The sequence below is a fragment of the Kribbella turkmenica genome, from assembly GCF_004348725.1.
GTDB classification, from domain to species: domain Bacteria; phylum Actinomycetota; class Actinomycetes; order Propionibacteriales; family Kribbellaceae; genus Kribbella; species Kribbella turkmenica.
In genome coordinates this window covers 102,249-116,072 of the sequence record NZ_SMKR01000001.1, presented here as the reverse complement: position 1 = coordinate 116,072, position 13,824 = coordinate 102,249, and the positions used below count along the sequence as shown (strand labels likewise).

General features: G+C 70.0%; 14 protein-coding genes. 4 read left to right on the top strand and 10 right to left on the bottom strand.

Annotation, left to right across the window (positions count from 1 at the left end; translation table 11 throughout):
• The first annotated feature begins 442 nt into the window (after nt 1-442).
• Nucleotides 443-952: an AAA family ATPase gene (locus E1218_RS00590; RefSeq protein ID WP_325052799.1), complete on the top strand. Its 510-nt coding sequence runs from the start codon at nt 443-445 to the stop codon at nt 950-952.
• Nucleotides 953-1,084: 132 nt separating this feature from the next.
• Here the strand turns inward: E1218_RS00590 and hemB are convergent, their stop codons facing one another.
• From hemB to E1218_RS00555, 7 genes are all read right to left on the bottom strand, one after another.
• Entirely contained in the window at nt 1,085-2,062 is a 978-nt protein-coding gene (gene hemB / locus E1218_RS00585) for a porphobilinogen synthase (RefSeq protein ID WP_132315025.1), read from the bottom strand.
• A gap of 5 nt (nt 2,063-2,067) precedes the next feature.
• Entirely contained in the window at nt 2,068-3,804 is a 1,737-nt protein-coding gene (locus tag E1218_RS00580) for a bifunctional uroporphyrinogen-III C-methyltransferase/uroporphyrinogen-III synthase (protein WP_233711907.1), read from the bottom strand.
• Complete coding sequence (gene hemC, locus E1218_RS00575) at nt 3,801-4,682, bottom strand: hydroxymethylbilane synthase (protein WP_132315023.1); 882 nt, start codon at nt 4,680-4,682, stop codon at nt 3,801-3,803. The genes E1218_RS00580 and hemC overlap by 4 nt, the downstream gene beginning before the upstream one ends.
• Complete coding sequence (locus E1218_RS00570) at nt 4,679-5,995, bottom strand: glutamyl-tRNA reductase (RefSeq protein WP_132315021.1); 1,317 nt, start codon at nt 5,993-5,995, stop codon at nt 4,679-4,681. The genes hemC and E1218_RS00570 overlap by 4 nt, the downstream gene beginning before the upstream one ends.
• Nucleotides 5,992-6,747, bottom strand: coding sequence for a redox-sensing transcriptional repressor Rex (locus tag E1218_RS00565; RefSeq protein WP_132315019.1), 756 nt, complete (start codon nt 6,745-6,747; stop codon nt 5,992-5,994). Before E1218_RS00565 ends, E1218_RS00570 begins: the two co-directional genes overlap by 4 nt.
• Nucleotides 6,748-6,862: 115 nt before the next feature.
• Nucleotides 6,863-7,099 (bottom strand): glutaredoxin family protein, encoded by a 237-nt coding sequence (locus E1218_RS00560; protein WP_132315017.1) that lies wholly within the window; start codon nt 7,097-7,099, stop codon nt 6,863-6,865.
• Nucleotides 7,096-8,535, bottom strand: a complete 1,440-nt coding sequence (locus E1218_RS00555; RefSeq protein WP_132315015.1) for a class I adenylate-forming enzyme family protein — start codon at nt 8,533-8,535, stop codon at nt 7,096-7,098. The genes E1218_RS00560 and E1218_RS00555 overlap by 4 nt, the downstream gene beginning before the upstream one ends.
• Nucleotides 8,536-8,647: 112 nt before the next feature.
• Here E1218_RS00555 and E1218_RS00550 point away from each other — a divergent pair, with 112 nt between their 5' ends.
• From E1218_RS00550 to E1218_RS00540, 3 genes are all read left to right on the top strand, one after another.
• On the top strand, nt 8,648-9,529 hold the full coding sequence (locus tag E1218_RS00550; RefSeq protein ID WP_132315013.1) for an HAD family hydrolase: 882 nt from the start codon (nt 8,648-8,650) through the stop codon (nt 9,527-9,529).
• A gap of 43 nt (nt 9,530-9,572) precedes the next feature.
• Complete coding sequence (locus E1218_RS00545) at nt 9,573-10,115, top strand: sigma-70 family RNA polymerase sigma factor (RefSeq protein ID WP_132315011.1); 543 nt, start codon at nt 9,573-9,575, stop codon at nt 10,113-10,115.
• 210 nt (nt 10,116-10,325) lie between these two features.
• Nucleotides 10,326-11,420, top strand: coding sequence for a DUF5667 domain-containing protein (locus E1218_RS00540; RefSeq protein ID WP_233711906.1), 1,095 nt, complete (start codon nt 10,326-10,328; stop codon nt 11,418-11,420).
• A gap of 109 nt (nt 11,421-11,529) precedes the next feature.
• On the opposite strand, the gene E1218_RS00535 is transcribed toward E1218_RS00540, so the two are convergent.
• The 3 genes from E1218_RS00535 to E1218_RS00525 form a co-directional block, all read right to left on the bottom strand.
• Nucleotides 11,530-12,627, bottom strand: a complete 1,098-nt coding sequence (locus E1218_RS00535; protein ID WP_132315007.1) for a lysophospholipid acyltransferase family protein — start codon at nt 12,625-12,627, stop codon at nt 11,530-11,532.
• Nucleotides 12,620-13,612 (bottom strand): NAD-dependent epimerase/dehydratase family protein, encoded by a 993-nt coding sequence (locus E1218_RS00530; protein ID WP_132315043.1) that lies wholly within the window; start codon nt 13,610-13,612, stop codon nt 12,620-12,622. Before E1218_RS00530 ends, E1218_RS00535 begins: the two co-directional genes overlap by 8 nt.
• Nucleotides 13,613-13,706: 94 nt before the next feature.
• A complete protein-coding gene (locus E1218_RS00525; RefSeq protein WP_008356322.1) occupies nt 13,707-13,808 on the bottom strand; it encodes a 30S ribosomal protein bS22 in 102 nt (33 codons plus the stop codon).
• Between the last annotated feature and the right edge of the window lie 16 nt (nt 13,809-13,824).

The following is a 13,824-nucleotide window of genomic DNA, read 5'->3' as shown; positions in this document are numbered from 1 at the left end:
CCCAACCCACCACGAACTCAGCGCCCCACTTCGACCCCTGGGGCGATGCCGATGCGACAACCACCTCGCCTCGACCTCGCGCGAGGCAAGCGCTGCCGCCCGCCCTCCGGGGTTACGCCTCAACCGCTACAACGGGCCACTCCCCCGACGGCCGATCCCGGCGCCCCTCAGCCGGCACCATCCCGTTCGACCCATGGGCCGATCACCCGCCCGCGGCCACACCGGCCTGACCCGCCTTCGCTCCACCATCACTCGCCGGTACCGGAGACCCGAGGAGTTGACCTCGTCGAAGTACGCGCGCGAGTCGTTCGGGTGTTCCGCTGTGCAAGCAGGCACCTTCGGCCCTTGCGCGCCGGTGCCCTCCGGCAGCGAAGTTCACCCCGACGTTCTGCTTGCCGCAGGCCTGCTCACTCGGTTGCTCCCACCCCGATCGTTCGGTTGTATGCCCCACATGGGATCGCACACCAGGCTCGTTCTCCTGTGTGGAACAGCATTCTCCGGCAAGAGCACGGTGGCCCGATCGCTGGCACCAAGGCTGTCAGCACACGTCGTGAGCCTCGACGAAATCAACGAACGCCGAGGCTTGTGGGGCGGCGACGGCATCCCGGTGGAGGAATGGATCCACACCCACGAACTCGCCACCGACGAGGTCCGTGACCTGCTCGCCGCAGGTACGTCTGCCATCGTCGACGACACCAGCTCCCCACGCTCCCTACGCGACAACTGGCGCGCACTCGCCACAGCCGCCGGCGCCCGATTCACCCTCGTGTACATCGACGTAGCCCACGCCACGATCCACCGCCGCCGCGCGGCCAACCAACGGAATCCCCGCCGCCGTGACGTCACCGACGCCGTACTCAACCAGCACCTCACCACCTTCGAGCCCCCACACCCCGACGAGAACGCGATCAGAATCAGGTCCGCCGAAGACCTGCAGAGCATAGGAATCTGAGCGCTTCGGCCGCCGGCGAGCTGGACGACAGGGCCAGCACCGACCGATCGAGCACCAAGGAACGACAGCGCACACGGCAGGTCCACCCATGCGCAGCACGCGGGGTCGACCTGGGTGGTGGACCTGGGTGGACTACCGGAGCAGGTGGACGGCCTCGGCTGCCCAGTAGGTGAGGATCGTTTCGGCGCCGGCGCGGCGGATGCTGGTGAGGGTTTCCAGGATGGCGCGGTCGCGGTCGATCCAGCCGTTGGCGGCGGCTGCTTCGACCATCGCGTACTCGCCGGAGATGTTGTACGCCGCCACCGGCACGTCCACGTGGTCCCGCACCTGCCGGATGATGTCCAGGTAGGCCAGCGCCGGCTTCACCATTACGATGTCGGCGCCTTCGGCCACGTCCAGATCGACCTCGCGCAGCGCCTCGCGCGCGTTGGCGGGATCCTGCTGGTAGGTCTTGCGGTCACCTTGCAGCGACGAGTCGACGGCCTCGCGGAACGGGCCGAAGAAGGCCGACGCGTACTTCACGGCGTACGCGAGGATCACCGTGTCCACGAATCCGGCCGCGTCGAGCGCCGTCCGGACGGCTCCGACCTGGCCGTCCATCATGCCGGACGGACCGACGACGTGTGCGCCGGCGGAGGCCTGGGCGACGCCCATCTCGGCGTAGAGCTTCAGGGTCGCGTCGTTGTCCACGCGGCCGGCGGAGTCGAGTACGCCGCAGTGCCCGTGCGAGGTGAACTCGTCCAGGCAGAGGTCCGCCATCACCAGCAGCGAGTCACCGGCCTCGGAGACCGCGTCCCGGATCGCGACGTTCAGGATGCCGTCCGGGTCGATCCCGCCCGAGCCGGTCTCGTCCTTGGAGGACGGGACGCCGAACAGCATGACGCCACCGAGTCCGAGCTGGGCGGCCTCGGCGACCGCCTTCCGCGCGGTGTCGCGGGTGTGCTGGTAGACGCCCGGCATCGACCTGATCGCGATCGGCTCGCGGGCGTCCTCCCGGATGAACATCGGCAGGATCAGCTGCCGCGGTTCCAGCGTGGTCTCCGCGACCAGCCTGCGTAGCGCCGCCGACGACCGAAGCCGCCGCGGCCTGATCTCCGGGAATCCAGGCACGTCTATCAGCTCTTCCGACGGGAGCCCGAGCGGCGCTCGGACGGACGGGTGACCGGTTCACCGGCCTCGATCATGGTGTCACGCCGGTCGGCGCCGAACCGGGCGAGGGCGTCGGCGAGCTCCTCGGCGGACGGCGTCTCGGCCATCGCGTCGACCCGCAGGCCGTGCTCCTCGGCGGTCTTCAGGGTGGCCGGGCCGATGACCGCGATCACCGTCGACGCGTGCGGCTTGCCGGCGATGCCGACCAGGTTGCGCACGGTCGAGGACGAAGTGAACACGACCGCGTCGAACTTGCCGGACTTGATCGCCTCGCGGGTCGGCGCGGGCGGCGGGGCGGCCCGGACGGTCCGGTACGCCGTCACATCGTCGACCTCCCAGCCGAGATCGGTGAGACCGGCGACGAGCGTCTCGGTGGCGATGTCGGCGCGCGGCAGGAAGACCCGGTTGATCGGGTCCAGCACCTCGTCGAACGGCGGCCAGTCCTCCACCAGGCCGGCGGCGGACTGTTCACCGGACGGGACCAGGTCGGGACGGATGCCCCAGGCACCGATCGCCTCGGCGGTCTTGTCGCCGACCGCGGCGATCTTCAGCCCGGAGAACGCGCGTGCGTCCAGGCCGTACTCGTCGAACTTCTCCCGGACCGCCTTGACCGCGTTGACCGAGGTGAACGCGACCCACTCGTAGCGGCCCTCGACCAGGCCGCGGATGGCCTTGTCCATCTGCTGCGGGTTGCGCGGCGGCTCGACCGAGATGGTCGGGACCTCTTCCGGCATCGCGCCGTACCGGCGGAGCCGGTCCATCAGCGGGCCGGCCTGGTCCTTGGTGCGCGGCACCAGGATCCGCCAGCCGAACAGCGGCTTGGTCTCGAACCAGGACAGCGCCTCGCGCTGCTCGACCACGGCGCCGACCACGACGACGGCCTCGCCGGTCACCTTGGCCGCGCGCAGGTCGGCGACGATCGTCTCCAGGGTGCCGACCACGCTGGTCTGCGAGGTCGTCGTCCCGCCGACCGTAACCGCGACCGGCGTGCCGGCGTCGAAGCCGGCCTCGACCAGAGCCGCGGCGGTCTCCTTCAGGACCTCGACAGCGTTCAGCAGCACCAGCGTCTGCTTGGGGTGCAGCCGGGTCAGGTCCAGCTTCGCCTCGGCCAGATCGAGGACGGTGACCTCGCGGTCGCCCTTCATCGTCAGCGGGATCCCCGCGTACGCCGGAACCGCGCTGACCTCGCTGACACCGGGGATGATGTTGAAGCTGATGCCGGCCTTGCGGCACGCGGCCGCCTCCTCGGCGCCACTGGAGAAGGTGAACGGGTCACCGGTCAGCAGGCGGACGACGTTCGCCGCGGACTTGGCCGTCTTCACGACCAGCCGGGCCCGGGCGGCGACCCGTAGCGCCCGGCTGCCCTCGGCGCCGCTGCCGTCGACCACCTCGACGCCCGGCTTGCAGTACACCAGGAAGGGGTCGTGCTCGGGGCCCTCGACCACGACGGCGTCGGCGTTCGCCAGGACGTCGCGGCCGGCCAGGGTCAGCAGGGACGGATCGCCCGGACCGACACCGACGAACGTGACGTGGCCGAGTGGTCTGGTCTGCTTGACCGTGCCGGTGGCGGCCGCCTTGGCCGGCACTTTCTGAGGTGTCCTGGATGCCGCGGTGGCCGCTGTCTTCGCGCTGCTCACGTCTGCCTTCGCCCTCGTCCTCGTCCTGCTCGTCTTCTTGGCCGTCGTGCCCTGTGCCGGTGTCATGTCTGCTCCAGCAACTCGTTTGCCAGCGCCTTGCCGAGAGCCACCGGGTCGTCCACCGGCCCGTTGGCCGACAGCCGTCGTACGCCGTCGTCCTGGCCGAGCGCTCCCCGTAGCCACAGCTCCGGACCGTCCTCACCTTCGACCACCTCGGCGAGCGCACCGACCGGAGCCGTGCATCCCGCCTCGAGAGTGGCGAGCAGCTGCCGCTCCGCCGTCACCGCTGCCCGGGTGGCCGGGTCCTCCAGCGGGGCCAGCGCGGTCAGCACCGCGGTGTCGTCCGCCCGGCACTCGATGCCCAGGGCACCTTGTCCGGGAGCCGGCAGGACCTGGATCGGATCCAGCGTCTCGGTCACCTCGGCGAGCCGTCCCAACCGGGACAACCCTGCCCTTGCCAGTACCACCGCGTCCAATTTGCCCTCGGCCACCATGCCGATCCGGGTGTCCACGTTGCCGCGGATCCCGGTGCACTCCAGACCGAGGCCGAGCGCGTCCAGCTGGGCGACCCGGCGAGGTGAGCCGGTGCCGACGAGAGCGCCGCGCGGCAGCTCTCCGAGGGTCAGCCCGTCCCGGGCGACGAGCACGTCGCGCGGGTCTTCCCGCACCGGCAAGGCGCCGATGGCGAGGGCCTCGACCGGCGCCGTCGGCAGGTCCTTGAGCGAGTGCACCGCGATGTCGATCTCCTTGGCCAGCAAGGCGTCGCGCAGCGCGCTGACGAAGACGCCGGTGCCGCCGATCTGCTCCAGCGGTGCCCGGTTCACGTCGCCGGTGGTGACGATCGGGACGAGCTCGACGTCGTGACCCAGGGCCCGCAACCGGTCGGCCACCCAGGTCGCCTGCGCGGTCGCCAGGGCGGACCGCCGCGTACCAAGCCTGATCATGCGCGGTCACCTCCGGTCGCGTCGGCGCGGGTGTTGCTGGTCTCCTCCGGGGTCTTCGCGGTCGTGACCGCGTCGACGGTGGCCGGATCCAGCGCGAACAGCTCGCGCAGGGCGTCGGCGTACGTCGGGCCGCCCGGATCGGCGGCCAACTCCTTCACCCGCACGGTCGGGGTGTGCAGGACCTTGTCGACGACGCGACGAATGGTCCGGGCCACCTCGTGCCGCTGGATGTCGTCCAGCCCCGGCAGCTTCCGGTCCAGCCTGGCCAGCTCGGCCTCGACCAGCTCGGTCGCCATCGTCCGCAGCGCGACCACGGTCGGCGCGACCGACGCGGCCCGCCGGATGGCCTCGAACGAGGCCGTCTCCTCCGAGACGATCCGGCGTACCTCGTCGATGTCGTCCTCGCTGCCGCCCGCCGTTCCGGCGAGGTCGGCCAGCGTGACCAGGGTGACCCCCGGGATGCGCGCGGCCTCGGGCGCGACGTCCCGCGGCAGGGCGACGTCGAGGACGCCGAGCGGGCGTCCGTCGGACGCGTTCCGGATCATCTCCTCGGTCAGTACGACGCCCCGCGCGCCGGTGCACGAGACCACCAGGTCCGCCTCGGCGAGCGCGTCCGGCACGGCTGCCAGCTGGATCGCCGTACCGCCGACCCGCTCGGCCAGCGCGACCGCGCGGTCGTAGTTGCGATTGGCGATCGTCACGCTCTGCGCGCCGCCGTTGAGCAGGGTCTGCGCGGCCAGCGAGGCCATCGAGCCGGCGCCGATGATCAGGGCGCGGCGGCCTTCGAAGCCGCCGACCGCGTCCAGCCCGGCCGACACGACCGAGCGTCCGGCCGAGTCGATCCCGGTCTCCGCGCGGGCCCGCTTGCCGACCCGCAAGGCGTGCTGGAACACGGCGTTCAGGCCGGTACCGATGGTCTCCAGGTCCTGGCCGACGCGCAGCGACTCCTTCACCTGACCGAGGATCTGGCTTTCGCCGACGACCATCGAGTCCAGCCCGACCGACACCTGGAACAGGTGCGCGACCGCGCCTTCCTCGAAGTGCACGTAGAGGTGCTCGGCCAGGTCCAGCAGCGGTACGCCGGTGACGTCGGACAGGATCGCGGTGACCTCGTCCATGCCGGCGTGGAACCGGTCGACGGTCGCGTACACCTCGGTCCGGTTGCAGGTGGCCAGCACCGCGGACTCCGAGACGGCCGGGGTGTGCTTGACCGCAAGGGCCAGCTTGGTCGCCGCGTCCGCGTCGAGCGCCACCCGCTCGAGGACGTTGATGTCAGCTGAGCGGTGGCTGATCCCGACGACCAGGTAGCTCACGCTCCGACACCTCCCCCGACGCTCGGCAGATCGGTGAGACCGTTCATCGCTGGTAGTTCGGGCACCTCGGGGAGCCCCGCCTCTCCGGACTTTCGTTGTTCGTGGTACGCCAGGATCTGCAACTCGATCGAGAGGTCCACCTTGCGGATGTCGACGCCGTCGGGCACGGACAGCACCACCGGCGCGAAGTTCAGGATGCTGGTCACCCCGGCGGCGACCAGCCGGTCGCACACCTCCTGGGCCGGACCGGCAGGGGTGGTGATGACACCGATCGAGACCCGGTCGGCCTTGACGATGTCCTCCAGCTCGGCGAAGTCGCGGACCTCCATGTCGCCGATCCGCTCGCCGATCAGGTTCGGGTCGGCGTCCAGCAGCGCCACGATCCGGAAACCGCGGGTGCCGAAACCGGAGTAGTTCGCCAGCGCGTGTCCCAGGTTTCCGATCCCGACGATGACGACGGCCCAGTCCTGGGTGACGCCGATCTCGCGGGCGATCTGGTAGCGCAGGTACTCGACGTCGTACCCGACACCGCGGGTGCCGTAGGAACCGAGGTAGGAGAGGTCCTTGCGGAGCTTAGCCGAGTTCACCCCGGCCGCGGTCGCCAGGTCCTCGCTCGACGCGGTCGCGATCCCGCTGTCGGACAGCCCGGTCAGGGCCCGCAGGTACACCGGCAAGCGCGCGACAGTCGCCTCGGGGATGCCGCGTTCGGTTCTCGTCGGCGGGCCGGGGCGACGGCTGCTGGCACGCGTCACAATTCTCCTGGGAACGGTTCTCCACGGCCACGGTCTTGACGGCCGGGGCTCTTCTTACTCTAGGAGCTTGTGAACGTGAGAACAAAATCGGCGGACGCCGAGGTGACCGACAGCACTAAGAGGTGAGCGCCTTCCGGAGCCGAGCCGGGTCGACCCGCCAGAAGTCGTGCTGCTTGCCGTCCACGAAGGTCACCGGGATCTGCTCGCCGTACTCGGTGAACAACCGGTCATCCTGCGTGATGTCGACCTCGGACCAGTCGACGCCGAGCTCGGCGCAGACCTGCTGGACGATCGCCCGGGCGTCGTCGCACAGGTGGCAGCCGGGTTTCCCGTAGAGCGTGACGCGTGTCATTTCCGTAGCTGCCCCTTGGCGACCTTGCCGGTGACCGAGTGCGGCAGGTGGTCGACCACCTCGATCTCCACCGGGCACTTGAACCGGGCCAACCGGGTCCCGGCGTACGCCAGCACCTCGGCCGGGTCGACCGCCGCACCGGTCTGCGGTACGACGAACGCCTTCACCGCCTCGCCGGTCTCGTCGGACGGTACGCCGATGACCGCGGCCTCGCGGACGCCCGGAGCGCCGACCAGGACCTCCTCGACCTCGCTCGGGAAGACGTTGAAGCCGGACACGATGATCAGTTCGCGCAACCGGTCCACCAGGAACAGGTCGCCGTCGGCGTCCAGGAAGCCGACGTCGCCGGTGCGGTACCAGCCGTCCTCGTCCGGGCCGTCGACGCCGTCCGGCCAGTAGCCGGAGAACAGGTTGGCGCCGCGGATCAGGATCTCACCGGGATCGTCACCCTCGACGTCCTCGCCCTGCTCGTCGGCGATCCGCACTTCGACGTTCGGCAACGGGCGGCCGACCGAGCCCGGTTTCGGGTTCTCCTCGCCGAGGGTGGTGGTGACGCCCGGGGACGCCTCGGTCAGTCCGTAGCCCTGGTGGACGTACTTTTCGGTCTCCTGCTCGAATCGGTCGGCCACCGCGCGGTCGAGGGTCGACGCACCCGTGAGCACGACCTTCACCGTCCTCAGCGCGTCCCGCAGGTCGGAGCGCGCGAGCAGGGCGTTCAGCGCCGGCGGAGCCAGCGGCAGGCGGGTCACGCCGTAGCTGCTGATCAGATCGACGGTGTGGCTGGAGTCGAACCGCGGCTCGATCACGACGGCGGCGCCGGTCGCGACCGCCCAGCCGAGAACGGCGTTCAGCCCGAAGGCGTGGAACATCGGCAGGACGCCGAGCACGATGTCGTCCGGGCCCATCCGGTCCTGGCCGAGGCCGGAGAGATTCTTCACGTTCGCGGCCAGGGCCCGGTGCGAAAGCATCGCCGCGCGCGGGTCGCCGCTGGTTCCGGAGGTGTAGAGCAGCACTGCGAGGGTCTCCGGGTCGAGCTGCGGAAGTAACGGAGCGTCACCTTCGAGCTCGCCGGCCCGGACCGTCCGGAGGCCCTGGATCTTGCTCGCCAGGTCGCCGTCGGCGACCGCCAGCCGGGCGCCGGAATGCTCGACGACACCGCTGATCTCGCGCGCCGTCAGCCCGGTGTTCAGCGGTACGGCGACCAGGCCGGCGCGGAGAATCCCCAGGTAGGACGTGACGAAGTCGACGCTGTTGGCCATCAGCAGGATGACCCGGTACCCGGGCACCAGACCGGCCGCCGAGAACCCCTGGGCAGCCCTGTCGACGGCCACGTCGAGCTCGCTCCAGGTCAGCCGGCGGTCGCCGTCGACCAGCGCGAGACGTTCGCCGTGACGTTGCGCTGTGTCACGAAGAATGTCCGCGAAGTTGAAGTTCACCCGACGAGTCTGTCACGTGGCGGTGGTCACGGCGCCCCGGCCTGCCGCCGGTGTGAGACGGTGACGCGCAGTAGGCGACAGAGCGGGGTGCCGTGCCCTAAGGTCCTCACACATGGGTTGGGGTTCGTCGCGCGACCTGCGTGCGAGGTCGGTGCTGGCCGGGGAGGCCAGCGCCGCGGCCGCCGAGGTCGAGACCGCGCTGCGGACACGTCCGGTGCCGGACGCGGCCGCGTTCTTCGACGTCGACAACACGATGCTGCAGGGCGCCTCGATGTTCCACCTGGCCCGCGGGCTCTACCGGCGGAAGTTCTTCACGACCGGCGAGATCGCGCAGAAAGCCTTTGCGCAGTTGAGGTTCCGGCTCCAGGGTGAGACCCCGGACTCGGTCGCGAACGCCCGGGCCGCGGCGCTGACGTTCATCGCCGGCCACCGGGTGTCCGAGGTGCAGATCCTGGTCGAGGAGATCTTCGACGAGATCATGGCCGACCGGATCTGGCCGGGAACCCGGGCGCTGGCCCAGCAGCATCTCGACACCGGCGAGCGGGTCTGGCTGGTCACGGCCGCTCCGGTGGAGGTCGCGCGACTGCTCGCCAGGCGGCTGGGACTGACCGGCGCGCTCGGAACGGTTGCAGCAGAGCGTGACGGGATATATACAGGTGAACTCGTGGGCGACATCCTGCATGGCCCGGCCAAGGCGGAGGCCGTCCGCGCGCTTGCGGCGCACGAGGGGCTGAACCTGGCCTCCTGTGCGGCGTACTCGGACTCGGTGAACGACCTGCCGATGCTCGAGTTGGTGGGGAATCCATGCGCGATCAACCCCGACAGCAGGCTGCGCCGCCACGCGGAAGTAGCCGGCTGGCGCATTCGTGACTATCGGACTGGACGGAAGGCGGCACGCCTCGGACTGTTGACAGCGGGTGCTTCAGGCGTAACGCTCGGTGCTGTCTCAGCCGCTGTGGCCATTCGCGGATGTGTCAGAAGACGTGTCAGTTGAACGGGGAGAAATCTTGACGACGCCGGAGCCAAGCCCGGACGGGATGAGACGTGCGGAGCTCGTCGATCGCGCCCAGGCCGGGGACGTCGGTGCCTTCGGTGAGCTGTACGACGAGTACTCGCTCACCGTCTATCGCTACATCTACGCGCGGGTGTCGTCCTCGGCGCTCGCCGAGGACCTGACCAGCGAGACGTTCGTCCGGGCGCTGCGCGCGCTGGACTCGTTCCGCTGGCAGGGCCGGGACTTCGGCGCCTGGCTGGTGACGATCGCCCGGAACCTCATCACCGACCACTACAAGTCCGGCCGGGTCCGGCTCGAGGTGGTCACGGACGAGATCGAGACGCACGACCGGCAGACCGAGGGGCCGGAGATCGACGTCCTGGCCGCCGCCACCGCCGAGGTCCTGCGGGACGCCGTCGCGGCCCTGCCCGACGAACAACGCGACTGCCTGACGATGCGATTCTTCGCCGGCCTCTCGATCGCCGAGACGGCCAAGGCGATGGAGAAGTCCGAGGGCGCCGTCAAGCAGCTGCAACTGAGGGCCGTCCGGCACTTGGCGAAGGTTATCCCCAAGGACTTGAGGTGACGCGGATGACAACGAATGTCTTTCGTAACCCGTCAGGCAGTTCCCTCGTTTGGCGTGGTGAGGACCTGTCGGTGACCCCGACTGGCCATTGAGGAGAACGAGGAACTCATGAGTGACCTACACAGGGCTCGAGCGCGCGCGGAGGCCTTCGCGCACGCGGTCGATCACGGGCCCCGTCACTCTTCGCGACTGAGCGATGACCCCGAGCTGATGGAAGCTGTGGAACTCGTCGGACGGCTGAGGACCGCCGGCGCAGTGGCACCGCGACCGGAGTTCAGTGCCGAGTTGCGGCACCGCCTGATGGAGCAGGCGGCGGCGCGAGCGGCCACGACGACTCCGACGATGGTGCGCAGCACTCCGGACGACTCGGACGATCCGCCGACCCGCGAGGACGTCGACGCGTCCGTGACAGATATCCGCCATCGTCACGGCCGGCGCATCCGGCTCGTGGCCAGTACCGCCGCGCTGGTCCTGCTCGGAGGTGGCATCGGTTCTGCCGCTGCCGCTCAGCAGGCGATGCCCGGCGACACCTTGTACGGGATGAAGCGCAGCATCGAGAACGTCTCCACCAACGTCAGCGTCGGGGACGACTCCCGGGGCCGGCGCGATCTCGCGCATGCGATGACCCGACTGTCCGAAGTCCAGGCGCTGGCCGAGTCCGGCGGCGACGTGGGCACCATCAACGCCACTCTCGAAGACTTCTCCGCGCAGGCCCGCAAGGGCGTGTCCCGGCTGGTCGCGTCGTACCAGCAGGACGGCGACGCAAGCTCGATCACGGCGGTCACGCAGTTCATCACCAGTGCCCGCCAGGCTCTTGGTGAGCTCGCGCCGAAACTGCCGCCGGAGTCGTTGAAGTCCGCCGTCGAGGCGCTCGCCACCATCGAGCAGCTGGCCGGTCACACCACGGCCGCCTGCCCGAAGTGCGAGCAGCCGAAGCCGGTCAAGGGCGGCAGCCAGCCGGCCGCGCCGAACAACACCACCGAGCCGAGTGGCCCGGTGAGCGAGCCGAGCACGGGCCCGTCCGGCAAGCCGACGGCGGAGCCGAGCACGGCGCCGAGCGTGACGCCGACGAAGCCGGTGGACACGACGATCGTGGAGGAGTCGAACACTCCGCCGCCGACGCTGAAGACGCCGCCGAAGCCGTCGGCATCCGGCACACCGTTGGCGTCGCCGACGGTCGTCCCGACCCTGCCGACACCAGGTCAGCCGTCCTGGCCTTGGCCGTTCCCGACCCTGTCGCTCCCGACGACGCCGATCATCAACATCCCCGGCGTCATCGAGACTCTCCTTCCACCCTGGAAGTAGATCCAGACAGACTGACAGGAAGCCCGGCGCATCAGCGCCGGGCTTCTTCTTCGTCGGATGCTCAGGTGTCGGGTGCTCAGGTGCGGGAGCTCAGGTGTCGGTGCTCAGGTCAGAAGAAGACGCTGCGGCGCTGGACCAGCAGGGTGTAGAGGGTCTGCTGGATGGTCTCGCGGACCTGGTCGGTGACATTGAAGACGAGCATCGGGTCGTCGGCGGCGCCGTCGGGGAAGTCGTCGGTGCGAATCGGTTCGCCGAACTCGATCAGCCACTTGGACGGCAGCGGGATCAGGCCGAGCGGCCCGAGCAGCGGGAAGAACGGCGTGATCGGGATGTACGGGACGCCGAGCAACCGGGCGAGCGAGGCGATGTTGCCGACCAGCGGATAAATCTCCTCGGCGCCGACGATCGAGCACGGCACGATCGGCACGCCGGTCCGCATCGCCGCACTGACGAATCCGCCCCGGCCGAACCGCTGCAACTTGTACCGCTCGCTGAACGGCTTCCCGATCCCCTTGAACCCTTCCGGCCAGACGCCGACCAGGTCACCCCTGCCGAGCAGCCGCTCGGCGTCGTCGTTGCTCGCCAGCGTCGCGCCGCCCTTCCGGGCCCACTCACCGACGAACGGCGTCCGGAACACCAGGTCGGCCGCGAGCGTCCGCAACGGCCGGTGCGTGTGGTCGGCGACGATCAACTGGGTGACCAGCCCGTCCAGCGGCATCGTCCCGGAATGGTTCGCCACGATCAGCGCCCCGCCGTCGGCCGGGATGTTCTCGACCCCGCGGACCTCGACCCGGAACCACTTCTCCGCCAACGGCCGCAGGATCGGCAGCAGCACCTGATCGGTCAGGTCGGCGTCGTACCCGAACTCGTCGATCTCGTAGTCGCCGCTCAGCCGCCGGCGCAGGAACGCGAGCCACTCCGCGACCCGGCGCTCGCCGTCCTCGCCGAACAGGTCGCGGACGACCCGCTCGAGCCCGGCGAAGTCGAACGGTGGTGGTCCCTCGACCAGCGGGACGTCCTCGGCGTCGATCGGCTCGGCCGGTACGTCGGCGGCGCTCTCCGGTCGCTGGTTCGACGGCCGGCCGTTTCTCCGGTTCACCCCCGGCCCGGCGAGGGCACGCGCGGCCGCGGAGGGCGTCGTACGACGGCCGCTGCCACGACCCGGGCGTCCGCCGGAACCGATCGGGATCACGTCGGCGTCAGCCACGCAGTGCTCCCAGCCCGGCGCTGAGCAGGGCGGACGCGTGACTGACGGCTCCCGGGCCGATTGACGCGCGGAAGTCGTCGAAGGCTGACGCGGTCGTGTACGCCGGCTCGAAGCCGAACTCGGTCCGCATCCGGGTGGTGTCCACCGCGCGCCCGTAGGTCAGGAAGGTGATCTGGTCCGGCGAGAAGTCCGCGAGCCGGGCCCGGCGTACGGCGGCCGCCGTGCTGGACGCGGTGAACGGGGGCAGCCGCAGGGCCGGCCGGCCGAGCCGGCGGATCGCCTGGGACAGCGCGAGGATGCCGTCGCCGGCCAGGTTGAAGGTCCCGGGCAGGTCGTTGACGGTGGCGTGGCGGATCGCCTCGACGCCGTCGTCCTCATGCAGGAACTGGAGTCTGGCGTCGTACCCGAAGACCGTGGGGATGACCGGCATCGAGAAGTACCGGGTGATCGGGGAGTCGGTCCGGGGGCCGATCCAGTTCGCCATCCGGAGTGTGGAGACGCAGACGTCGGGGCGGCGCCGCGCGAACCCGCGCACGTATCCCTCGACCTCGACCGCGTCCTTGCTCAACCCGGTCTGGTGGATCGCCCGCGGCGCCATCTCCTCGGTGAACATGGCCGGGTCGCGCGGACCCGCGCCGTACACGGTGGTCGACGACTTCACCACCAGCTTGGCCACACCGGGCGCCTTCTGACAGGCGGCCAGCAACTGCATGGTGCCGATGACGTTGATCTCCTTCATCGACGACCGGCCGCCGGCACTGCCCGGCGTGGCCACGACGCCGGTGTGGACGACCGTGTCGACGTCCTCGGCGGCGATCACCTTGGCGATCACGGGGTTGCGGATGTCGGCCCGGACGAACCGGACCCGGCCCAGCTCGGCCCGTGGTGGAACCACGTCGACGCCGAGCACCGTGCCGATCGACGGGTCGTCGGCCAGCCTGCGCGCACAGCGAGCACCGGCGTCCCGGGAGACGCCGGTCACCATCACCACCTGTGCCACGAGAGACCCCCAGCCAGACAGCAACCCCACCGAACACCGCGCTGCCGTGGTCGATCTCATGCAGCGCGGTGGGACCTGCTTACTTGCCGAGCTTGCGGCGCTGCACCCGCGTCTTCTTCAGCAGCTTGCGGTGCTTCTTCTTCGCCATACGCTTACGGCGCTTCTTGATTACGGAACCCACGTTGGACCTTCCAAAC